The organism is Sulfitobacter sp. M13 (assembly GCF_053474885.1).
The window spans coordinates 1,644,274-1,664,857 of the sequence record NZ_CM130281.1; the positions used below are offsets into that span (position 1 = coordinate 1,644,274).

Annotated in this window: 18 protein-coding genes and 1 tRNA gene; 9 read left to right on the forward strand and 10 right to left on the reverse strand. The window is 53.3% G+C overall.

What is annotated here, in order from left to right:
* Positions 1 to 217: 217 nt before the first annotated feature.
* The 3 genes from ACVBAU_RS07820 to ACVBAU_RS07830 are packed head-to-tail and all read left to right on the forward strand — an operon-like array spanning position 218 to position 2,368.
* Positions 218 to 778, forward strand: coding sequence for a hypothetical protein (locus tag ACVBAU_RS07820; RefSeq protein ID WP_448328856.1), 561 nt, complete (start codon positions 218 to 220; stop codon positions 776 to 778).
* Positions 775 to 1,173, forward strand: coding sequence for a phage holin family protein (locus ACVBAU_RS07825; protein WP_138923633.1), 399 nt, complete (start codon positions 775 to 777; stop codon positions 1,171 to 1,173). Before ACVBAU_RS07820 ends, ACVBAU_RS07825 begins: the two co-directional genes overlap by 4 nt.
* The gene (locus ACVBAU_RS07830) at positions 1,163 to 2,368 is read left to right on the forward strand and encodes a DUF3618 domain-containing protein (protein ID WP_448328858.1); all 1,206 of its coding nucleotides are present in this window, start codon (positions 1,163 to 1,165) and stop codon (positions 2,366 to 2,368) included. The genes ACVBAU_RS07825 and ACVBAU_RS07830 overlap by 11 nt, the downstream gene beginning before the upstream one ends.
* A gap of 93 nt (positions 2,369 to 2,461) precedes the next feature.
* On the opposite strand, the gene ACVBAU_RS07835 is transcribed toward ACVBAU_RS07830, so the two are convergent.
* Positions 2,462 to 3,337: a hypothetical protein gene (locus tag ACVBAU_RS07835; RefSeq protein ID WP_138923631.1), complete on the reverse strand. Its 876-nt coding sequence runs from the start codon at positions 3,335 to 3,337 to the stop codon at positions 2,462 to 2,464.
* Between the two features lie 127 nt (positions 3,338 to 3,464).
* On the opposite strand from ACVBAU_RS07835, the gene ACVBAU_RS07840 reads away from it, so the two are divergent.
* Positions 3,465 to 3,540: transfer RNA gene (locus ACVBAU_RS07840), tRNA-Thr, on the forward strand.
* Between the two features lie 81 nt (positions 3,541 to 3,621).
* Positions 3,622 to 5,052, forward strand: a complete 1,431-nt coding sequence (locus ACVBAU_RS07845; protein WP_448325538.1) for a DUF6538 domain-containing protein — start codon at positions 3,622 to 3,624, stop codon at positions 5,050 to 5,052.
* 2,303 nt (positions 5,053 to 7,355) lie between these two features.
* On the opposite strand, the gene ACVBAU_RS07850 is transcribed toward ACVBAU_RS07845, so the two are convergent.
* Positions 7,356 to 7,814 carry a hypothetical protein gene (locus tag ACVBAU_RS07850; protein ID WP_448325540.1) on the reverse strand — a complete coding sequence of 153 codons (459 nt, stop codon included), beginning with the start codon at positions 7,812 to 7,814 and terminating at the stop codon, positions 7,356 to 7,358.
* Positions 7,815 to 8,995: 1,181 nt separating this feature from the next.
* On the opposite strand from ACVBAU_RS07850, the gene ACVBAU_RS07855 reads away from it, so the two are divergent.
* Positions 8,996 to 9,211, forward strand: coding sequence for a hypothetical protein (locus ACVBAU_RS07855; RefSeq protein WP_448325542.1), 216 nt, complete (start codon positions 8,996 to 8,998; stop codon positions 9,209 to 9,211).
* Between the two features lie 15 nt (positions 9,212 to 9,226).
* Here ACVBAU_RS07855 and ACVBAU_RS07860 read toward each other — a convergent pair whose 3' ends face one another.
* Positions 9,227 to 10,018 carry a hypothetical protein gene (locus ACVBAU_RS07860; RefSeq protein ID WP_448325544.1) on the reverse strand — a complete coding sequence of 264 codons (792 nt, stop codon included), beginning with the start codon at positions 10,016 to 10,018 and terminating at the stop codon, positions 9,227 to 9,229.
* Between the two features lie 264 nt (positions 10,019 to 10,282).
* On the opposite strand from ACVBAU_RS07860, the gene ACVBAU_RS07865 reads away from it, so the two are divergent.
* Positions 10,283 to 10,840, forward strand: a complete 558-nt coding sequence (locus ACVBAU_RS07865) for a recombinase family protein (RefSeq protein ID WP_448325546.1) — start codon at positions 10,283 to 10,285, stop codon at positions 10,838 to 10,840.
* Between the two features lie 522 nt (positions 10,841 to 11,362).
* Here the strand turns inward: ACVBAU_RS07865 and ACVBAU_RS07870 are convergent.
* Positions 11,363 to 11,815: a cupredoxin domain-containing protein gene (locus tag ACVBAU_RS07870; protein WP_448325548.1), complete on the reverse strand. Its 453-nt coding sequence runs from the start codon at positions 11,813 to 11,815 to the stop codon at positions 11,363 to 11,365.
* Positions 11,816 to 12,219: 404 nt separating this feature from the next.
* On the opposite strand from ACVBAU_RS07870, the gene ACVBAU_RS07875 reads away from it, so the two are divergent.
* Both ACVBAU_RS07875 and ACVBAU_RS07880 read left to right on the forward strand, forming a co-directional pair.
* Positions 12,220 to 12,435, forward strand: a complete 216-nt coding sequence (locus ACVBAU_RS07875) for a hypothetical protein (protein ID WP_448325550.1) — start codon at positions 12,220 to 12,222, stop codon at positions 12,433 to 12,435.
* Positions 12,436 to 12,712: 277 nt separating this feature from the next.
* Positions 12,713 to 13,081: a DUF305 domain-containing protein gene (locus ACVBAU_RS07880; RefSeq protein ID WP_448325552.1), complete on the forward strand. Its 369-nt coding sequence runs from the start codon at positions 12,713 to 12,715 to the stop codon at positions 13,079 to 13,081.
* 529 nt (positions 13,082 to 13,610) lie between these two features.
* Here the strand turns inward: ACVBAU_RS07880 and ACVBAU_RS07885 are convergent.
* The 6 genes from ACVBAU_RS07885 to ACVBAU_RS07910 form a co-directional block, all read right to left on the reverse strand.
* Positions 13,611 to 14,327, reverse strand: a complete 717-nt coding sequence (locus ACVBAU_RS07885; RefSeq protein WP_448325554.1) for a copper resistance protein B — start codon at positions 14,325 to 14,327, stop codon at positions 13,611 to 13,613.
* Between the two features lie 29 nt (positions 14,328 to 14,356).
* Positions 14,357 to 16,240 (reverse strand): copper resistance system multicopper oxidase, encoded by a 1,884-nt coding sequence (locus ACVBAU_RS07890; protein ID WP_448325555.1) that lies wholly within the window; start codon positions 16,238 to 16,240, stop codon positions 14,357 to 14,359.
* 107 nt (positions 16,241 to 16,347) lie between these two features.
* Positions 16,348 to 16,683, reverse strand: coding sequence for a hypothetical protein (locus ACVBAU_RS07895; RefSeq protein ID WP_448325557.1), 336 nt, complete (start codon positions 16,681 to 16,683; stop codon positions 16,348 to 16,350).
* 84 nt (positions 16,684 to 16,767) lie between these two features.
* Entirely contained in the window at positions 16,768 to 17,634 is an 867-nt protein-coding gene (locus ACVBAU_RS07900) for an NAD(P)/FAD-dependent oxidoreductase (RefSeq protein WP_273457607.1), read from the reverse strand.
* Positions 17,635 to 17,682: 48 nt separating this feature from the next.
* Positions 17,683 to 19,092 (reverse strand): NADH-quinone oxidoreductase subunit N, encoded by a 1,410-nt coding sequence (locus ACVBAU_RS07905; RefSeq protein WP_448325559.1) that lies wholly within the window; start codon positions 19,090 to 19,092, stop codon positions 17,683 to 17,685.
* A 4-nt stretch (positions 19,093 to 19,096) separates the two neighbouring features.
* Positions 19,097 to 20,584 (reverse strand): complex I subunit 4 family protein, encoded by a 1,488-nt coding sequence (locus tag ACVBAU_RS07910; RefSeq protein WP_448325561.1) that lies wholly within the window; start codon positions 20,582 to 20,584, stop codon positions 19,097 to 19,099.

Consider the following 20,584-nt stretch of genomic DNA (forward strand, 5'->3'; position numbering starts at 1 on the left):
TTATATGCAGGCTGAATTTATGCGGCCCGCAGCAGATTTTTATTGCTTTCGACGCTGTGGGTGCGGAACGAAATTCAGCTCTGGCCGTTTGTCCTTCGATGACAGGAACGTGACCAACTAAGGAGAATTTGAATGCATGGAGTTTTTTACCTCATCGGCCTGATCGTGGTCGTTCTCGCCGTTCTCAACCTAGTCGCCTAACCAAAAGGAGCGCACCATGACTGATCACACAAAAAGCAATCCTGCCGGCGCGCAGGACTTGAATGAAAAAGTAAAAGCAACCGCTGCATCCGCCACGCAAGAGGCGAAAACGCGGGCTAAAGATGTGGCCGATACCGTTGCTTCCGACGCCGCACGCTATGCAGACGACGCCAAGGGTGCCGCTGCAGATGAAGTCAAAGGCGTGGCCAGCGCATTGCGCACCGCAGCCGACGAATTGCGCAGCGGTTCGCCCCAAGAACGTACCTTTAGCCAGCTTGCAGACGGGCTTGCCGATGCGTCAGATTCGATGCGTGACAAGGATCTGGGAGAGATGGTTGGCGCGGTCACCGATTTTGCCAAGCGTAACCCGTTTGTTTTTTTGGGCGGTGCTGCACTGGTAGGCTTTGCCGCAACTCGTTTTGCCAAGGCCTCTGAGACGGGTGCCCGTGGTGAGCGCTATGCCTATGAGGGCCGCGAAATGGAGCGCCCGGTGCCAACCGAAAGTGCGCAAGGTCTGAACACCAATAATGTGGCCGCGCCGGCTGTGAACACCACACCGAAGGGGGGCACACAATGACCACCGATCCTAACAAATCCACAGGAAGCCTGCTGAGCGATGCATTGACCCACGTCAGCTCGCTTGTGCGCAGCGAGGTCGATCTGGCCCGCGCTGAAGTGAACGAAAACCTGAAATCGGCTGGTGCTGCCATCGGTCTGATCGTGGGGGCCGTTGTTGTTGCCCTGACGGCATTGAACGTACTTTCCGCGGCGCTGGTCGCGGCCCTGACCGAGGCGGGAATTTCTGCCGGCTGGTCTGCACTGATCGTTGGCGTTGCCTTTGCACTGATCGCCTATGTGATGGCGAACAAAGGGACCGGCGCGCTCAAGCTCAGCAGCTTGGCACCGAGCCGTGCCACTAAAAACGTAAAGCGCGACGCGCAAGCCGTGAAGGAGGTTTACAATGACAAATGATAACCGCACGCCCGAAGAAATCGAACGCGAGATCGAACGTGAACGCGCCGGATTGACCAGCACCTTGGATGATCTGCAAAATAAATTCTCGGTAGAGACCATTGCCCGCCAGTTCTCGGATCAGTTCCGCGAGCATGGTGGCGACATTGGCCGATCGGTTACTGACGCGGTCAAACGCAATCCGATCGCGCTGGCGCTGACAGGGGCAGGGCTGGCATGGCTGATGGCAGGCGACAGAGCCCCAAGCCGTGACCGCATGGGTACACGTGACAGCTATGACCACCGTGATCCGCGCAACCGCGCAAACTACTATGGCGATCGCGACGACCACAGTGGTCTGCCCGTCGCTGCACAGCAGCATGGCGTGATCCCCGCAGGACAGCGCCGTGATCTTGGGCCACAGCCTGGTGATCCGTCCAAGCCCTACTATTCGGGCGAGGTTGCACGGTCTGGTGATGTGCCATCTTGGGCACGTCATGACGACGACGACCATACCCCCGGTCTGGCACAACGCGCAGGCGACGCCGCATCGCGCGCAGGTGACCGCGTATCCGGTGCCGCGTCCAACCCAGGGTCGACCGTCGCGGGCAAGGCAAAAGGTGCCGCGGGCGCGGTGTCTGATGCCGGTCATTCGGTAGCCTCAGGCGCGCGTGATTTCGCATCTTCCACAGCGGATCGTGCCGCGCAGCTGCGCCGCCGTCTGTCCGAGGGTACCGAAGAGCTGTCCGACCACGCACGCGAACGTGTGATTGCGGCCCGTGAAAGCGCCGTGCGTGCACGTGCGTCGGCGGCGTCTTATGGTCGCGAAGGGCGTGATCGTGCAGTCGATATCTTTGAAGAACAGCCCTTGGTTGTTGGTGCGCTTGCACTGGCCGTCGGGGCCGCCATTGGCGCAGCATTGCCGCGTAGCCGGACCGAAGACCGTTATATGGGTCAGCACCGCGACCAGCTGATGGCCGATGCAGAGCGTATCTTTGCCGAAGAGAAGTCGAAGCTGGGTAAAGTAGCGCAGGCGGCATCTGATGAGGCCAAGAAAGTCTTGCGCGAAACCAAAGAGGATGCGGACGCCGCTGCACCTGGCGCCTCAGCTGCTGATGCGTTTGTTGAAAAGGCCAAGGCTTCCGGTCAGCGGGTCGTTGATGCGGCAGAGGCCGAAGCAGACAAACAGAAGGTCGGCGAGATCAAAAAGTCCTGAGTTCTCGGTTGAACAGATCGAAAAGCCCGCGCTATTAAGCGCGGGCTTTTCGCATGTCGGGCTAAAATTAACGGTCGCCCGCCCGTGCCTCGCTTACGGCAGGATCACCCGAACCCCGGGAATTTCCTGGATACGCGCGAGGTCTTCGTCATAGACCTCGGTCATATCCTCGACCAGTTCTTCGGTCCAGCCGGGCATATCCAGCTCTTCCTCAAGCGCGTCATCTATCGCGTATTTATCCAGAAATGCGGCAATCACCCGCTGGTGTTGGGCCGCGGTAATTTCGGGGTGGGCGGCCAGATAGGACGTAAAGCGTTTCATCCCCTCGGGGCGCATAATCGTTTCGAGCAGGTCAAACTCCCCCTTGAGCGGGGTCGTTGCAGGCAGGCCTGCCATGTCGCGCATGATATGTCCCCAGATCAGCGGCGCATCTTCGTTGCACCAGACCGTAATATTGATCTCGGGGGCGGAATCGCGCAGCAATCCCAGTGTGTCTGACCAGCGCACATCCAACGGATCCTTGTCGCCCCAGAACTGTGTCGGAGATTTGTCAGCCGCCACATCATACAGCACAGGCAACAGCGTTGCCGGATTGCGGATCCCCATGAAAATCTGCAGTTCGTCATCAGGAAACAACTGTGCCATGCGCATCATACGCACAGGGGCGGCGGGATAGAGCATCCCTTCGACAACAGCCGTGGCGGGGGTGCGAAAGAAATTCGCGTCGGAAAAAATCACCCGATCCGCGTCTGAATCCCCCATGACCGCGTCTAGCAGCACATCCCGCGCCCCTTCAGCGGCAGAGGATTTATACATCGCATTCAACGTATCCCGAAACAAACCGCGGTAGGTGCTGGGGCTTGGCGTATGGGTTCCTGCCTGGGTCAGTAAATCATGGTTAGATTGCAGGCTTTTCAGCAATCTGTCTTCTTCGGTGTAATGGCCACCTGTGTGCAAAATCAACTGCATGAACGCTTTCCCACCCCTACTGGTACCCGCATTCCAATAGCCTTTTCCGCGACTTGTGTAAAACTGCAAAAATTTGACATTTCCCCTCTTGCACGGCCCGCAGCAATCTCTTAAACGCACCCTCAGTGCCCCTATAGCTCAGCTGGTAGAGCAACTGATTTGTAATCAGTAGGTCCGCGGTTCGAGTCCGTGTGGGGGCACCATCAATTCTTCAAATTTCGCTACAAAACCAATGCGTTAGAAGTCTTTATGCTGCCTTCAAGGTGACACAAAGGGTAGCACATATGTCCGTTGTAGTCTTAGAATTCGGAGCCTTGATCATTATGGCCAAGTACATTTCCCAAAGGAGCGCTAGTGGTCCTTGGTATTTCCGACGACGAATTCCTGATGATTTGCGCAAGCATTACCCAGCTAAAAAAACTGGCCAACTCTACTTCTCTCTTCAGACCGAGGACGCCAGCAAGGCGGCGCAGATAGCTAACCGGCATTCACTGGAGCAAGACGCACTTTGGGCAAGTCTACGGGATGGCTCGGTGTCTGAGGGTCCAGATTTGGTAAAGGCAGCGAACGCACTCTTGGAGTCTTTCGGAATCAAGGCAAACCAATATGCTGAATATAAAAAAGCGGGGCTTGAGCCTGAAAGGTTCATGGAAGAGTTGCGGTATCAGGCTGATGCCAGAGAGCCGGAGAACAACACTGCAAACTGGGCTGACGATCTGCCTCCGTTGCACCGACTAGTTGCAGACCTCTACTACGGGAAGAGAGTACCCTTCTCCCTGTCACAAGCAATTACTGAGTTTCAGGAATTACAAGGCGAAGATCCTAATTCGAAAGGCGGAAAGCTTAGGCAAGGGGTCGTTCCTGCATTTATTGGCCAATTCGGCGATCTACCTATCGACTTATATACAAGAGAAAGTGCAAATGGTTTTGTTAAATTTCTGAGCAATAAGGGTAATAAGACGTCGACCATTAAAAGGCGTCTGAATTCTATAAGGCCTGTGTTTAGGCAGATGTCTCTTGAAAAAGAATTGGACGATAAGCAGATCTTTGAAGCCGTCAATATTCCAAATGAAGGCAAAGATAAAGTTAAACGACTACCATTCACGGAAACTGAAGTCAGCTTGATTCAGAAAGCTTGCTTAGAAAAAGATGACGATCTTAGGTGGATTGTTGGGTTGCTTTCCGATTCTGGACTACGATTGGCTGAGGCCGTTGGCTTAATGGAGCAGGACGTATTTCTTGACGTACCAAATCCTTACATTTCAATCCGACCCAATGACGCTCGACGTTTGAAAACCGACGGGTCTGAGCGCAACGTGCCGCTGGTAGGGGTTTCTCTCTGGGCAATCAAGAGAGCGAAGACCAAAGCATCCAAAGGGTTTATGTTCCCCAGATACATCGACTTTACTGGGGAACTTCTGGCCAATAAGAGTACCCACGCTTCGAACACATTAGCCAAGTGGCTCAGAACGTTTCCCATTGCTGACCCCAAGCAAAAGAGCTGCCATTCATTCCGACACAGTGTTCAAGATCGGCTTCGCGAGGTAGAGACCCCCCAAGAGTTGCGAAACGTCATCTGTGGGTGGACCAACAAGGGTATAGGGGAGGGCTACGGCAAGGGCTTCACAGTAGCCGTTCTAGCAGAGCATATGAAACAGATCGTAACTCCTGAAATAACTGAGGGTGATCTTAACTTCTCTCACCAGACCATTTGAGCCATTGGAATCCAGAGGGAACAAATATGAGAAACCCTGCACAATCTTCCCCAAGACGAGGTTAGGTTTAACCCCTTCAATGAAGATTTCGAATTGGGCAGTCGATTACGTGTAGCAGTAATATCCTAACTAGATAAGTAATGGGGTTATTTGTAATGTTTGGGTAGATAGAGTTCACTAACAATATCCTATGGGTCTCTGTTCTCTATCTGATAGCATCAACGCATACCCAAGTCCGATAAGCCTCCTTAGAGCTACCATAGGCATTGCTATGAAGCGTAAGGAATTCAAGCTTTTCAGCTGTATTGAAAGCCTGTCTTGCAATGCTCAGGGATCCCAATGCTACGCTCTACCTCGGACTAGTCCAAGAGAAAGATTATCTGGGTAGTTCGCTGCATGGCATGCCGATAAATTTGATTTGCAAAACAGTAGACGACGATTCACACAGAGGCTTTTCAGCGCCTAAGCTAATGACCCCGATGAAATTACAAGACGGGCTTCTATGGCCCCCTACAGACTCCATCAGAGGGCACGGCTAGCAACCCAACCCTTCGTTTGGTTGGAATTCTGAGCTGGAGATTTTGCCCAGCCCTTTGATGTCTGTAATATCAGCGAGCAGAAGTACTGAACGGTGGCCGTGTTAAGGTTGCGTTAACGTTGAGAGCGGAAAGGCTATTACCGTGAGTGGCGTTTTCGGTTGCACCCGAAGGTCAGAATGCCTCAGAGAGTGACACCTTCACTTCTCGACCAAACCCGACCGAAAACTTGCACTTTATGCATTGAATTTTCCAACTAGTGCTTTTTCCCGATATAGATGGGGCACTTTCTCTATAGGGCACGAATGTACCAAAGGTACTCCTATACCTGTAATGACGGCGGCTTGTGAAAATTTGGGCCAATGCCATAGGCTGTCCGAATAAACCCTATAATGTTCCTCCAGTCATTTGGTCTGCAAACTCTGGGTCTGCAATCAAGAAGAACCAACAAAGGACCAACAATTGCCTCTATATAGGTACTGACGACGGTTTGACGAACTTCAAGCTTTTTGGTTCGTATGATTTGTGAGGGATCATAGCCCTCAGTATGCACCATACTAGCTGCGTCAACTTTGCAGTAGACAGCTTGCTTTACGTTCGTCCCCCATGATTTCCAGCAGTAATTGTTGGCGACCTGAGCGATGTTTGGGAAAGAACTTGATCTACGCCAATAATATCTTTGGTCCGTAGGTGTGGCTTTCAAAAGGATTTGGTTCGAAAGCATCTGCCGAAGCCTTACGTCACCTTCCCTCGCTTTTTCAATAAGGGTCTTCATCAACCTCAGCCTTTGGTCTGGGGGAATTGAATAGAGTTCTTCAGAGTAGCACATCGCTCTATCAAAAAACTCAGCATTGGCACGTTTGACGGATTTGCTGTATTGTGAATTCGCAGGGTTCTTGGCTCGGTCTTTTGCTTGATAGTGCGCTTTCCGACAATTGTCAGAACAGTACTTTTGGTTTGATCTCCTAGCTGCAAATTGAACCTTGCATGCAGGGCATATCGCTGGGGCTTCGGTCATGAGGTCTCCTATGTTTGATTGGGGAATGGCTGTGGCTTCAATCGGCGGTGAGAAAGCTAATCAGCCCGTTGGAAATAGGTGACGCTTTGGCCACGGATCACGCACACTGAACAGCCATGAATGGGTTCTTGTACTATTGTGTGTCCGGTTGTTGTCCAACGGCCAAGGATAACTGGGACATAAGTGCAATCTGAATAATTATAAGCCGCTTGTGGGGCACAGCCACAGCCATGCAACCCAAGAGCACTCCTCCATTGGACCAGTCCAAGGCAACGGCAATTTATCCTGAGCAGTTGGGTCACTTATGACCAAGCCAATACAGTAAAACACCAAATCACGATTCATACAGGCCCCGTGGAGGGCATTGCCTGCCATACCCCTATGAAATCGCCTCAAGCCCATTTAAGGCCACCCACAGAGTCCCTCAGGGCATACAGCAGCCAACCCCAACCCTTCAAAGATAGCCATCAAGATAACGACAACAAGAAAAACACCAATTACCCCTGTTTTTGAAGTCGGTTTTGATGAACCCCCAGCGTTTTGCCTGTGGCTGTTTTGGTTTGAGGTTGCGCCCAGCGCTTTAAGGTCTGGACTTTCATCAAGGGGAAGGTCTGAATGTCGGCTGTGCAGGATTTTGCCGCCGTTCGTTTTGAGCGAACCAATGGCTGCTTTTGGAGATCAGGTATCCAACCAACAATAATTGATAAGGCGATTTTACTCGTTTCGCCCCATGTTATCGGGTGCGACGTTTACTCCTCCATCCGACCACGCATGTTGATGTAAACACCATCTGAAAGGTAAGTAGGCTCACCATCTTCGCCAACCGAGAATTCGCCATATATATCTCGCATCTCTTCGTCAGCCCATGGTGCTTTGACAGCGGGAAGACCAAGAATGCGGGCGATCTTATTGGCTGTATTGCGGATCTCAGTCGGGTGATCAATTTCTTTGCAGAGAAAATACGGGCGGCCCCAACTGTCGACGCAACGCTCGCCGCGACCCAGCACGCTCTCCGCCGCAGCAACCAATTTGTTTAGGTCAGGATAAGCAAGGTAAGAGCCGTCGTCCTCCTTCGCCGTTGCCGTCATTAAAGTGTAGCTGTTCGTTTCATGGATAATGCGAACCAAAACATATTGCTCGGAAACCATCTTGGTCTGGTCAAGTTCGCCAGTCGTTACGAGTTTTTCTGATTTGGTGATGATTGCCATGGATGGGCTCCCTCGTGTTGATCAAGTGAACTAGTTACTGTACGCGACAAATGCTATCTTCCCCAGTCATGTGTGCTACCCCCCGATGTTAGCCACACTCCGTCCGACAAATAAACTGGCTCTCCTGAACCACCGAGGGCGGAATAGAGATCGTCCTCTCCTGACCGCATTCGTGGAGGCGGTGATGGTAGGACTTTGTTGGTCTGCAAGGGAGCTATCATTTCTTCAAGGCGCTTAGCGTTGCGTAAGAATGCTTCCGCAAACGAAACGGTCCGTTCCAAGATGTTGTGAAGGCTGCCATGAAACGGCTGTCCAATAAATGGACCGTCCGTTCGACTGATCGATAATACAGAATTTGGCTTCATCCCCTCGGCAGGTAGACCTTCGATTAGTTGAACATCAATGCCATTTTTCCGCATTAAGATTAGAGCGGTTTGAGTTTGGTTCGCAGCGGAATAGGCCATTCGATACATCTTGCTGGCGGCTCTACGGGGCACCCAGCCCATCTTGAATAGGCTTACGGCCAGTTCGTATGGCCGTGCCAAACCCTTAATGCTTAGAGATTCCCCAGGTGGAAGGACGATACCATCAGCAGTAAACTGGGCTTCGCTAGCAAGGCATTCGATAGTATGCTGACAACCCCAGTTGAGGTAGTTGATATCATCAACATGCGCCCATTTTGGCGGTCGATTGTTCATATTTACGACGACATTATCGCCAACTGCGATATCGGTGCGGAGGCAATTAACTGGATAGGTCTTTCCTGACTTATCGAATGCCACGTGTGCAATTATGTAAGAGATATAAAGATTCCAAAGTTGTTCAGTTTATACGAATTCAAAACAAACGTTATTTGAAGATAGCTGTCTCTCAAAGCATAGCGGCCATTCGCGTCATTGCAATAGTTCGCTCACTCTGGGCTCACTGCCGACCTTGGCTATCCCAGCACTAAATTTCTCCCTTGGGCCAGTCCAAAGCAAATCCTTCAGCGTAACGAAGTCAACGGTTGCGGTTCAGATCTGCCCAGTAAATCGACAAATCACGATTCACCCAGAGCCGTTTGAGACACTAGCCTGCCAAGTCCCCACGAAAGCGGTAGAAGCCGCTGTAGGGGCTTCTGCCGGCCCCTTCTAAAAGCACACGGCATTCGACCCTAAGCGTTTCAATGTCAATCGAAGAAAATGGCAACAAGAACAACACCAATAACCCCTGTTTTTGAAAACGGTTTTGATGAACCCCCAGCCCTTCGTTTGGGTGGCTCTAAACTTTATGGATTTGCCAAGATATTTAAGGCCCAAGTTTGCAGCTCAAGAGGGCAATTAGCGACTATGGAGACGAAGTTATCATTCGGCTTGGCTGCAGACGCCGTCATTCGAATTCAAAAGGTTTTAGATTGAGTTGCTGCATGTTTGCTATCGCTTAGGTGGAGGCGAACCCATTGACTGCCGCGGGTTTGGTGATGGGAATGGTATGGGGAGCAACTTCGCTTCTTTGCAGAACTCGCTAGGCCTCATCACTAAAGTCCTAACATTAGCCTTTCGAAGCTTGGCTTCAACCTGCCTGAAGGGATTAATGAACTTAGCGTCAAGTGAAATGAAAACGTCTACATCGGCCATGTCTGCTTCAATATTGGCCTGAACGTCTTTTAGTTGCCCTTCACCCTTCAAATGTTGAACCATTGGGGCGTAATTCGCCACGTCGAGCAAACAGCCTTCAGGCGTTTCTGAACTAGTGAGGATGCGCGAAGAAACCCGCCTCATTTTGCTGCAAAGTATTGGATAGTGGGTAAACAAAACATCAAAATCAAGCCGCTCAAGCCCATGGTAATGCCCATGTATAGGGTGTTGTCGTTCCCGTGAGACAGTCGGAAGCTTGAGAATTTCCGCATCACCACGTCGGCCAAGTTCACAGAGAGCGTAGATATAGCCCTGCTCGTCAGCATCATCATCTCGCCCGCTGGGTTGCCTTCCCGAGATTGTCTTTCGAACCCCCTGACGAAGGCCTTTCCAAGGACCATCTGCCACCATTACTTCCTGCACATCGACTCGTTCGTTTGCACAATACTGAAAAACCATAGTGTCAAAAGAAATCCTAAGTTTGTGACGAAAACGCCCGCCTTGCAGCATCAAAGATTGGCTATTTTTATCCCCCCTAACACGGCGGATTTCAGGGTAATCTATTTCTTCTGAGTTTTCGTTCTGCACTGAACTCTCCTAAATAGTCGCACCACGGTGTTTTCTATCGTGAAAGGCAACGAATTTACCACTTAGAAAACATCTTCTGAGCCTACCTGCACAACCGAAGGCTTAGATCCGTATCTCCGCCAAATCACCCCTGCCAATAGACCATGCCCATGTGTCAGCCTGTTAGGGTGTCGCTTTGAACTGACAATGGAGTGGTATTTAGCTTTTGGCAGGTGGTCTGCCACCACTCCTTAAACCCTATTGTCAGGTAAGGAGAACATCACAATGATGATCGGATACGCACGTACATCAACCCTAGAACAGAACACATCCCTAAAGGCCCAAAGGGACTCACTGAAGGCAATCTCATGTGATCGGGTATATGAGGAGCAAATCAGTTCCGTGGCCCTCAGGGGGCAGCTAAGGGCTGCTATCGACTACACCCGTGAAGGGGATACGCTGGTCGTTACAAAGCTGGATCGATTGGCCAGATCAATCAAGCATCTGGGAGAGATTCTTGAGGAACTTGAGGGCAAAGGTGTGGGCCTTAGGATACTTGCGCTGGGCCTAGACACGTCCAATGCGACAGGGAAGCTGATGCTGAACGTCTTGGGGTCTGTGGCCCAGTTTGAACGGGAAATGATGCTGGAAAGGCAGCTTGAAGGCATCGCCAAGGCCAAGGCGCTAGGCAAGTACAAGGGAAGGAGGCCGACTGCGATGATGCAGAGGGAAGGTGTTCTGGAATTGTTGGGTCAGGGTCTAGGAAAACGGGAGGCTGCTGAGAAGCTTGGGATGTCAGAAAGGTCGGTGTATAGGGTAATCAAGAGTACCTTAGTAATTTAGGTGGAAACAGTGTAGCTAGGAAGCTGGCGCTCCGAGAGACGAAGAGCGTTTTAGCGTGACACCAAGTGATGGTTTCGCTTGGTGTCACCAACAGATCTATCGGTCCTCGGCCATTAGCTGCACTCAAGGGCGGTTTGCCGACATTCGCTGCACCTGCAAACTAAACGGGCGCGTCCTAAGAAAGCAGACGCTCAGGGTCACGACACATTTTTGTCTGGGTGCATCTGCAGCAAAGGTCGGCAGTGAGCCCTTCTTATCAATATTCTGCCACGCAGAGAATGGCTGCTATTTCAGTATAAGACAAAAAAACGGCGGATTGAGGGGATCCGTTGTTCGTTGCCAACTCAATCAATGAAGAAATAGGGGCGCATTCAACTGTTTCCGTTGCTGGATCGAGACATGTCGCGGTTCATTGCACAACCAAGCACTGGTGTTAGCGATAGGATGCGCTACCGATCTGCAAACATCGTCCTTTTCGTTTCCATGCGGGGCTGGCCTATCAAGCCAGCAACCCTGAATGTGCTAATTTATTACGACACTTGCACGCATTCCTGCTTCAAGATGGCCCGGAATTTCACATGTGATCTCAACTGGACCATCTGTCGTTTGCACTGGAACAATAAACCATTCAACGGTCATTCCCGGGCCAACTTCGACTTCGTTTATTGACCCTTTGACTTCTGTTATCAAATTGCCGTCGGGGTCGGATGCCTCGATCTTGCGGGTGAATATGCGTTCACCCATCTCGTTAAGAGCTAACTCATGCTTGATTTCGTCGACGTTTGTTAAGATCAGCCGATAGGCTTGACCGGTCACGAACTCGTAATTGTCAGGGCTAAAGAACATCCCCTCATCGTTGCTACCCATTTCGATGGTTACATCAATGACGTTTGCACGGCTCAGGTCGCCCTCGGCTGCGGCGGACGTAGCGAAGACCAAAGCGGAAATCCCAAAAATAGTGGCGATCATATTCATAACGTTTCCTTTCAAGGAAGTGCAGCATTTAGTTGAACTCTCCATCACCATAGGCCGCTTGTCTAATCAGAGCGTTGATCTGCATCAAGCATTCCGCTGGATGACGAGTGTGCGGACTTGCTGATGATTGCGCGCATGATCGCCTCAGGCTTTGCGACCGGATTCGACCATGTTGCATGGTATCTGAGTCATCAGGCTATGAAATTCTGCCGAGAGCGGCCATTGGTGGATCCGCAGCACACAGTAGCTTTGTCCGCAGTGCCGCCGCTCGCCTCCGGTTTGACGCTGATTTCGTTTGAAAGTGCAGCGAAGGTCGGCAGTATGCCAGTGCCGTCGACAATGCGGCCATGCCCAGTAGAGCGCCCCACACACTGGCAGATAGCTCGATATTGGGTGGTCCGTCGATGGGTACACGCGCCTCGATGACGGCCTTGGTGGATGGTGGCTATCTCCGAGCCTCCGACGAACCCATCGGTCTGATCAACGCTGCAATGATCGCCACATTACCGGTTTTTTGTTTGAGAGCGGCATCATGCCGGGGGGAAGGCGGCAGGCCGCTCGACGTCATGCCTGATGTTTCAAACTGGTTTACAAACGAATTCCTGTCGCAGTCAGACTGAAGGCGGATAGATGGCTTTGGCGTGCCATGTATCATGCCTTTTGACATCCCAGCTTTCTTTCCTCGGTCCTGTTCTTGGCTGCGCATGATACCAACTACTAATCTGTGGAATGCACATAGACTTTGTAGATTCCCTTTCCTGCGCATTCTCTACCGCCAGCGCTACCCAATCACATGTGCAAGTGCATCATAGGCGGGAACTTTGAGCTATCACATTGGTTAAGAAACACTGAGGCAGAATATCTGCTGAAGTCCTCACCCAACATCGGAGTCCGATTATGAAGACTACATCGTTGTTCCTGGCTGCTGCGCTTGCATCTGCGGGAAGTGTTTCATTTGCTGAAAATCATGCCATGCCAGCGATGGCTGAGATGGCTGAAGGCGACGTAAAGTCGTTTATGGTACCTATGGATAAGCTGATGGCGACAATGCCAATGACATCCACAGGAATGCCGGACGCTGACTTCTTGCTGATGATGATCCCTCACCATCAGTCAGCGGTTGAGATGGCTAAGGTTGAACTGGAAATCGGCAACGACGAAAAGACGAAGGAAATGGCGCAGTCGATGATCGATGCCCAAGAGGCAGAGATCGAGGAAATGCGCGCGATGCTTAAAGACATGGGCATCGACACTACATCCGAGTGAGAGATTAGAAGGATTGCAGCTTCATCCGGAAAGTCGCATGTCACTATAAAACGATATTCCTTCGGATAAGTTTCTTAGGAACGCACCGATGGGTGCGTTCCGGATCCTTGTTAACTTACCAAAAAAAGGAAATCGGAATACCGTTCTTGAATTAACCCAACAAAGCGCGGAAACATTTTGGTATCGTTTCGACGAGCCCATTTTTTAAGTTTGTGTTAGATCGCGGCATGCAGCCGGCTCGCGCCGGCAACCGCAATAGATGACCTTTAGTTCACGACATTCCGCCACCGAATTCGCGTTGCCCATCTAAGTCCCGAACAACGTGCGGGGAAAGGTTGTGGTTTGGCGGGCTGAGCGTTTTACCGCGATCATGCTCAATATAGCACAGCGCAAAAAGGCGGCTGATGAGAACTATAAAAACATCTAAGCCAAAGTACGAACGAATCTTAAAGTTAAATGAGACATGCCGGCCAACGGGTCGCACCGTCCCGCAGTAATGTCAGCGGGACGGTGCCTTACTCATCAAGCGTTAGAAAAACAGACGCGTACCGACCACGAGGGACAGGTTGTCACTTTGCCCCCCGCCAGCCTCGATCAGGTCAGCCGTGCCGCCAAAAGACTTCTCGTAATTCACCCCGACGTAAGGCGAAATGGCGCGACCTACGAGGTCATAACTTAGCCGTGCGCCGATTTCGATCGTCGCACCACCAGCCGCTTGGCCCGCTTCGATGTCGTCCTTAAACGGCATGTTGACTTCGAGGCTTGGCGTCAGGATCAACCGATTGGTTAGCAGAGCCTCGTATTCAGCCTCAAACCGGCCGAACGGGTACTCGGAGAGATAGAGATCCGCGTCGATTTCGAACCACTGCGGCGCGAGCCCTTTGACACCGACCACCAGATTGTACCGGTTCGGGCCCTCGGTCGGGGTGCTGGCATGCGCACCGACCACAGCATCAAAGAATGTTGAAATCGGCATTTGCAGACGCAGCTGGTTTTCGAGCGTTTCGAAGTCGTTTGACGATGTCTCCATCTCCGCTTCGCTTCTGAATACCAGCCGCAGTTCGTCGTTGCCGACCATGGCGTCGAAATCCCAAACCAGAACATCTTCGTCATTTTCGCCTAAACGATATTCAAGCTGCTCGACTTGGACGCCATAGATCAGCGGTGGCACACCAGGCTCTGCAAAGACAGCGCCGGCAGTAAAGGTTGCCAGAGCCACTGCTCCGGACGTGATAAGGTTTTTCATCTGAGTACCTTTTAGATTTGTATGGGAGCTCATGTCGGACCACCGACAACGACGACTTTGCGGAACATGCCCGCTTCGGCGTGGTAGGACAGGTGGCAGTGGAAGGCCCACTGACCCGAGGCATCAACTTCGGTTTCGGTATAGACCGTGGTGCCGGGATTGATGTTGACGGTATGCTTGATGGGGTTCCATTTTCCCTTGCCGGTATCAAGCAAAGACCACATGCCGTGCAGGTGCATCGGGTGGGCCATCATCGTCTCGTTCACGAACTTAAAGCGTACACGCTCGCCATAGTTCAGTACGATCGGGTCGGCATCCTGCATTTTAACGCCGTTGATCGACCAGATATAACGCTCCATATTGCCGGTCAGACGCAGTTCGATTGTACGCGTCGCCTTGCGATCCCGGAACAGTGGTTGGCTTGCTTTCAGGTCGTCATAAGACAGAAACTTGCCGCCGTTCGCTGCATGAGGCGTCAGCCCGCTCCCTTTCGCATAGAACTCGGTTTTGCCGTTCATGTCGTTCATGCCTGCCATGGATTTCTTGGACATTTTCTTACCGCCCATGTCCATGTTCTTCATGTTGTGCCCCGCGTGAGCATCAGCCTTCTTCTCGGGCATCTTCATACCGCCCATGTCCATGTTTGCCATGTCATGGCCTGCGTGTGGATCAGCGCCAGCTTTCGGCATCTCCATTCCGGCCATGTCGTTCATGCCGGTATCGGTAAGGTTCATTTTCATACCGCCCATGTCCATGCCGCCCATGCTCATGCCGTTCATATCCATGCCCATGCCGCCCATCATGCCGGACATATCAGCCATGGTAAGAAGCGGTTGCGGGCGCAAATGAGGGACACCGCCGACAAGTCCGGCCTGCGGTGACAGGGTACCGCGCACCAGTCCCGTACGGCCCATCGATTCAGCAATCACCGAGTAGGGCATGTTTTTGCGCGGCTCGACGATCACGTCGTAGGTCTCGGCGACAGCGATGCGCAACTCGTCAACCACAACTGGTTTGACGTTATTGCCGTCCGCTTGGACGACCGTCATCTTCAGGCCAGGGACACGCACATCGAAATAGGTCATTGCTGACGAGTTGATGAGCCGCAGGCGGACTTTTTCACCTGCTTTGAACAGGCCGGTCCAGTTTTGTTTGGTGCTCTGCCCGTTGATCAGGGCGGTGAAGCCTTGGATGTCCTCGACGTCGGTCGGGGTCATCCGCATCTTGCCCCACATCTTGCGATCTTTAAGGGTCGCTTTCAGCCCGTCTGCCTGAGCGTCGTTCAGCAGGTCATCAAGCGTGCGTTGCGAACGGTTATAGTAATCCGCCGAGCGTTTCACATTGCGGAAAATCTTGTTGCCACTGTGGGGGTGTTTATCGGTCAACTGCACGACATAATCGCGATCGGCATGGATGGGATCGTGGCCCTTAGGTTCGATCACAATCGCGCCGTAAGCTCCGTCAGGTTCTTGGAAGCCGGAGTGGCTGTGGAACCAATAGGTGCCCGCCTGTTTGATCGGGAAGTTATAGGTGAAAGTAGTGCCAGGCTTGATGCCGTTAAAGCTGATACCGGGCACGCCGTCCTGGCGGAACGGCAGGATCAGACCGTGCCAGTGGATCGACGTCGACTCGCGCAGGTTGTTTTTGACATTGAGGATGACGTTTTCACCCTCTTTGAAGCGCAGAACAGTAGGGATTTGGCTGTTGTTATAGCCGACGCCCTTTTTCTTGAAGTCACCGGTGTCGATACGGATGTTGTCGACGCTGATGTCATAGGTTTCAGCAGAGGCGCTTAGCCCGCCCAAAGTGGTTACCGCCAACCCCAAAAGGGCCGCGCGGAACATGGCAATGGAATTCATTTCCATTCCTTTCAAAATATACAGTTGAAAACGTCGCGTGGGAACGCGGCGCATTGTTTAACTATTTGGGAATTCGCGAGAGACTACGGCTACATGCAGACCGCGCGCACAGATCTAAAGACACTCCACCTCGGCGGGGAACGTGACTTAAGGCTCTGGCGTTATTGCAACGTACGTGGCGGCGGGATCTCGATCGTGGCGAAAATTCTGTAGGATTTTATGTGCAGCGCTGGGTGGCTGACATCAAAACGGATCGCCGAAGGTTGTGACAAAGTATAGGGATCGCAGGACGTAATCAGGCAGTGGCCTGCCATTGCGGCACATCCATCGCCACTCATCCCACTGGGAAGGCCACACATCGAAGCCGTGTGAACAGAAGCCATTTCACCGGATGTCAAACCAGCGGGTGCAGCACCAGCAGCATGCGTCATGAGCGATGACAATGTCATTGTCAGCGCCAGCAGAAAAACCAAAATTGTGTTTCTCGCCTGTGTCATGTCATCCCGTTTGGAAAAATCTACAATATCTTGAGCAGCTAACACAGTCAGTCAAATCTTGAAAGAGCGTTCAGTCTCGCAGCTTTACATGCGCAAAGCGTTATGGATCGCCGTCGCGGCCACCGCACCTTGCCCCATTGCATAAGCGATCTGGTCAAGCCCCTCGACGATATCGCCGATGGCATAAAGACCCGCAACCGAGGTTTCCTGCTGTGCATCAACGACGACACATCCAGTTGCATTGCACTTTGCGCCAATCGATACGGGAAGATCAGAACGCGGGCTGGTGCCGAGGGCCACATAGAGCGTATCGAACAGATGCTGCTGGCCCGTCTCCACCTCGACCATAACTTGAGTGTCTGTCAAAGACAGGCGGCGCATCGGCGACGCTAAAACTCCGATATCATCGGTGGCATGTGGCACGTACCCCTCGGGTGGGATGAGCGTCACATCGTCGGAATAACTGCGAATAAAGCGGGCCTCTGCCAGCCCGTGTTCGCCATGCCCCAACACACCGATCGTTTTGCCGCGAACTTCATAAGCGTCACATATCGGGCAATAGCGGATAAGGCCGCGCGACAGACCGAGGTCATGATCCTGCTTTGAAAGTGGCGGGCCATGGTTGACCACGCCGGAGGCCACAATAACGGTCCGTGCAGTGGTGGTGCCATTTCCGGTCGTCACACGGAATGCGCCATCTGTTTTGGAAACCTCCAGCACCTCATCATTGACGATCACTGCGCCATAAGTTTCGGCATGGGATTGCATCCGTCCAAGCAGGTCCTCGCCCGAAATGCCGTCACGAAAGGGAGCGAGATTGTGCGTCTTGGGGATTTTCAGCGCCCGTCCTTCGCGCGCATCGAAGACCACGACCTCGCGCAGAAAACGGGCAAGGTATAGTGCGGCGGTAAGACCCGCTGGCCCGCCACCGATGATGATGCAGTCTTTCATCTCGTTTATCCTATAAAATCTTGTTAAATTTGCCACATGATGCAGTTATCACGGCAATAGTTGGCTGAGTTGAAAGGCTGTGAACGCGCTTCCAGCCAACACGGCTCCGCCGATCACGAAAATGCCGCCGATCACCATTGCCAGACCACTTGAGCCATCAAGCACCGCGATATCTTCTGGCGGTTTGTTGAAATAGACACGGCCCATGACCCGCGCATAATAGAACAACGAAGCAACGGTGTTCGCGGCAGCCACTACGGCGAGCCAAGTATAGCCGCCGTCTATCGTGGTGATGAATAAGGCCAGTTTGCCCAGAAAACCGACCGTTGGCGGAATCCCGACCAGTGACAGGAAAGAGATCACCAAAACCGTCGCCACAATCGGGCGTCGCTTGGCCAGACCGTCGTAATCTGCAACTGCCGTCCGGCCCCGCAGGTGGGCAACGACCGCAAAGGCCGCAAGATTGCTTATAGCGTAGCTTGCGATGAAGGCCAGCAATGCGGTGAGGGCATCTGGACTGAGCTCCAGAACGGTCACTGCCATCAGCAAATAGCCTGCCTGCGCAACCGAGGACCATCCGATCAGCCGCCGAATATCGTCCTGCCAGAACGCTGCCAAATTGCCGAGCGTCATTGTCGCCGCTGCCAAGATCGCGATCAGGGGCCGCAAACCGAGAAATTCGGGAGGCACAAGCTGCACAAGGCGCGCCAATGCAATGGCCGCGCCGATCTTGGGAACCACTGTCAGGAATGCGGCTGACGGGACCGGTGCGCCTTCGGCAACATCAGGCAGCCAAGCGTGGGCAGGGACCGCGCCCAGCTTAAATGCGATGCCGGTAATGGTCAGCGCGAACCCGACGAACAGCAACGGCGAAAGTCCTGTGCCCAGCCTCAAGGATGCGGCAATGTCTGCGTATCCGGTGCTTCCCAACAGCCCCAGCATCAGCGTGACTCCGGTAATCAGCAAGGCATTCGCCAAGGCGCCCATCAGGAAATACTTCATGCCTGCTTCGACCGATAGCGCCCAGTCGCGGTGCCATGCGGCAAGTGTGTAGCCTGTGACCGAGGACAGCAGCACCGCAATGGTAAGCTGCAGCAAGTCTCCAGCCCCTGCCATCGCCATCGCACCCAGAGCGCCAAGCAGCATGATCGCATAGTATTCCCCATGCCGCGGATCAGTGCGAAACCAACCCGGTGACATCAAAATACAGAAAGCGGTGCCAAGCAGGATCATCAACCGCGCCCAGAGGCTCGCCCCGTCCAGCGCCCAAGTCCCCGAAAACGTGAAACGGGTTTCGCCCAGCTGCTCAAGAACAAGGAGTACCGCGACCGCGATACCTGCGAGGGCGATAAGCGCCGACCCTGCCTGCATCCGACGCGGTGCGAATGCTGCGAACAGCAGGGCGAGTACTGCTGCGATGATGATGGTTATTTCTGGAGATACGTCGCCAATCGGCACTGGGTTAGCCCCCTATGATGGCAGAAGACGCACTGCCAATCAGTTCAAGAAGCCAGCGCGGATAGATGCCGATCAGAATGACCAGCGCCAGTAGCGCGGCAAGTATACCGCCCTCGCGCAAGCTGACGTCGGCAAATCCCTCACGCGCTTTTGGCAGGTCACCGAAGAAAACCTGTTGCAACAGCCTCAGAAACAGGGCGGCGGTGATCAGGATGCCTATCAGGCCAATCGCAGCGATCACCGGAAAGACAGCGAAGGCACCGACGAAGATTTGCACCTCGGCGACAAAGCCCGCCAATCCGGGCAATCCGAGACTGGCAAAGCCCGCGATCACGGCTGCCACGGTCAGACGGGGGGCAACCTTGGCCAGCCCGCCATAGGCGTCGATGTCGTAGGTCCCGCTGCGCGCCCAGAAGCCGCCAGCGATCAGGAACAATGCGCCGGTGATCAAGCCGTGCGCTACCATCTCAACCACCGCGCCGGTCAGTGCCATTTCGCGAGCGCCTTCTGCGCCGTTCAGCAATGCCCCCGCTGCCGCGATCCCCAAAACGGTATAGCCCATGTGGTTCACCGAGGTGTAAGCGATGCGCCGTTTCAGGTTGGTCTGCCCCAAGGCGACGATGGCCCCCCACAGGATGGAAATCAGCGCCAAAATGGCCAGCGGCAGGGCATATTCAGCAAAGGTCTCTCTCATCATCTGAAACGGTATGCGCACCAGCCCGTAAGTCCCCATTTTCAGCAGTACCCCCGCGAGGATGGCCGAGACCGGGCCCGGTGCCATCACGTGCGCGGGCGGCAACCAAGTATGCACAGGAAACAGCGGCGCTTTGACGGCGAACCCCAGAACGAACCCCAACAAGATCAGACCGCCGCGTAGGTCCATTCCCGCCAATGGCTGGGCGGCGATCAGGGCACGCATGTCGAAGGTGATCGGGTCAACCGTCAGCACCAACCCGATGATTGCCAGCAAAATCGCGAGGGAGCCCGCGAGCGTGTATATAAAGAACTTCAGCGCGGCCCCTTGGGCATCGCCGTGGCCCCATCGCCCGATCAGAAAAAACATCCCGACGAGGCTAAGATCAAAGAAGACATAGAAGATCAGCAGATCAAGCACCATGAACAGACCGAGCGACGCCGCTTCCAAAAACAGGAACCACGCATAATAGGCGCGGGGCCTTTCGGGGTTTTCCATCGGCCATGCGATACAAGCGATAAAGAGGACGCCGCTCATCAACGACAGCGACAGTGACATGCCATCGACGCCGACGCGCCAGAACACTCCGAGTGACGGGATCCAAGGGGCCTCGGCATAGGACTGAAAGGCAGGCGCCCCTGCGCCGGTGTCAAACCGGTACCAAACGATGAGCAGCAGCAAGAACGATAAGGTTGAGGTGGCCACAGCAATGATGCGCGCCGTGGCATGGCCTACGCCGGGAAGAAGGGTCAGCGCCAAAGCGCCCAGCATCGGGATCAGGATGGCGAGTGTCAGCAT

Excerpts from the sequence above, each read along its gene's own strand:
- ACVBAU_RS07855 (WP_448325542.1), top strand. The coding sequence starts at position 8,996 with ATGGCAACAAGAACAACACCAATAACCCCTGTTTTTGAAAACGGTTTT.
- ACVBAU_RS07870 (WP_448325548.1), bottom strand. The coding sequence starts at position 11,815 with ATGAATATGATCGCCACTATTTTTGGGATTTCCGCTTTGGTCTTCGCT.
- ACVBAU_RS07890 (WP_448325555.1), bottom strand. The coding sequence starts at position 16,240 with ATGCGCCGCGTTCCCACGCGACGTTTTCAACTGTATATTTTGAAAGGA.
- ACVBAU_RS07875 (WP_448325550.1), top strand. The coding sequence starts at position 12,220 with ATGGGTACACGCGCCTCGATGACGGCCTTGGTGGATGGTGGCTATCTC.
- ACVBAU_RS07845 (WP_448325538.1), top strand. The coding sequence starts at position 3,622 with ATGTCCGTTGTAGTCTTAGAATTCGGAGCCTTGATCATTATGGCCAAG.
- ACVBAU_RS07910 (WP_448325561.1), bottom strand. The coding sequence starts at position 20,584 with ATGCTGACACTCGCCATCCTGATCCCGATGCTGGGCGCTTTGGCGCTG.
- ACVBAU_RS07885 (WP_448325554.1), bottom strand. The coding sequence starts at position 14,327 with ATGAAAAACCTTATCACGTCCGGAGCAGTGGCTCTGGCAACCTTTACT.
- ACVBAU_RS07865 (WP_448325546.1), top strand. The coding sequence starts at position 10,283 with ATGATGATCGGATACGCACGTACATCAACCCTAGAACAGAACACATCC.
- ACVBAU_RS07880 (WP_448325552.1), top strand. The coding sequence starts at position 12,713 with ATGAAGACTACATCGTTGTTCCTGGCTGCTGCGCTTGCATCTGCGGGA.
- ACVBAU_RS07850 (WP_448325540.1), bottom strand. The coding sequence starts at position 7,814 with ATGGCAATCATCACCAAATCAGAAAAACTCGTAACGACTGGCGAACTT.
- ACVBAU_RS07820 (WP_448328856.1), top strand. The coding sequence starts at position 218 with ATGACTGATCACACAAAAAGCAATCCTGCCGGCGCGCAGGACTTGAAT.
- ACVBAU_RS07825 (WP_138923633.1), top strand. The coding sequence starts at position 775 with ATGACCACCGATCCTAACAAATCCACAGGAAGCCTGCTGAGCGATGCA.
- ACVBAU_RS07835 (WP_138923631.1), bottom strand. The coding sequence starts at position 3,337 with ATGCAGTTGATTTTGCACACAGGTGGCCATTACACCGAAGAAGACAGA.
- ACVBAU_RS07900 (WP_273457607.1), bottom strand. The coding sequence starts at position 17,634 with ATGAAAGACTGCATCATCATCGGTGGCGGGCCAGCGGGTCTTACCGCC.
- ACVBAU_RS07895 (WP_448325557.1), bottom strand. The coding sequence starts at position 16,683 with ATGACACAGGCGAGAAACACAATTTTGGTTTTTCTGCTGGCGCTGACA.
- ACVBAU_RS07830 (WP_448328858.1), top strand. The coding sequence starts at position 1,163 with ATGACAAATGATAACCGCACGCCCGAAGAAATCGAACGCGAGATCGAA.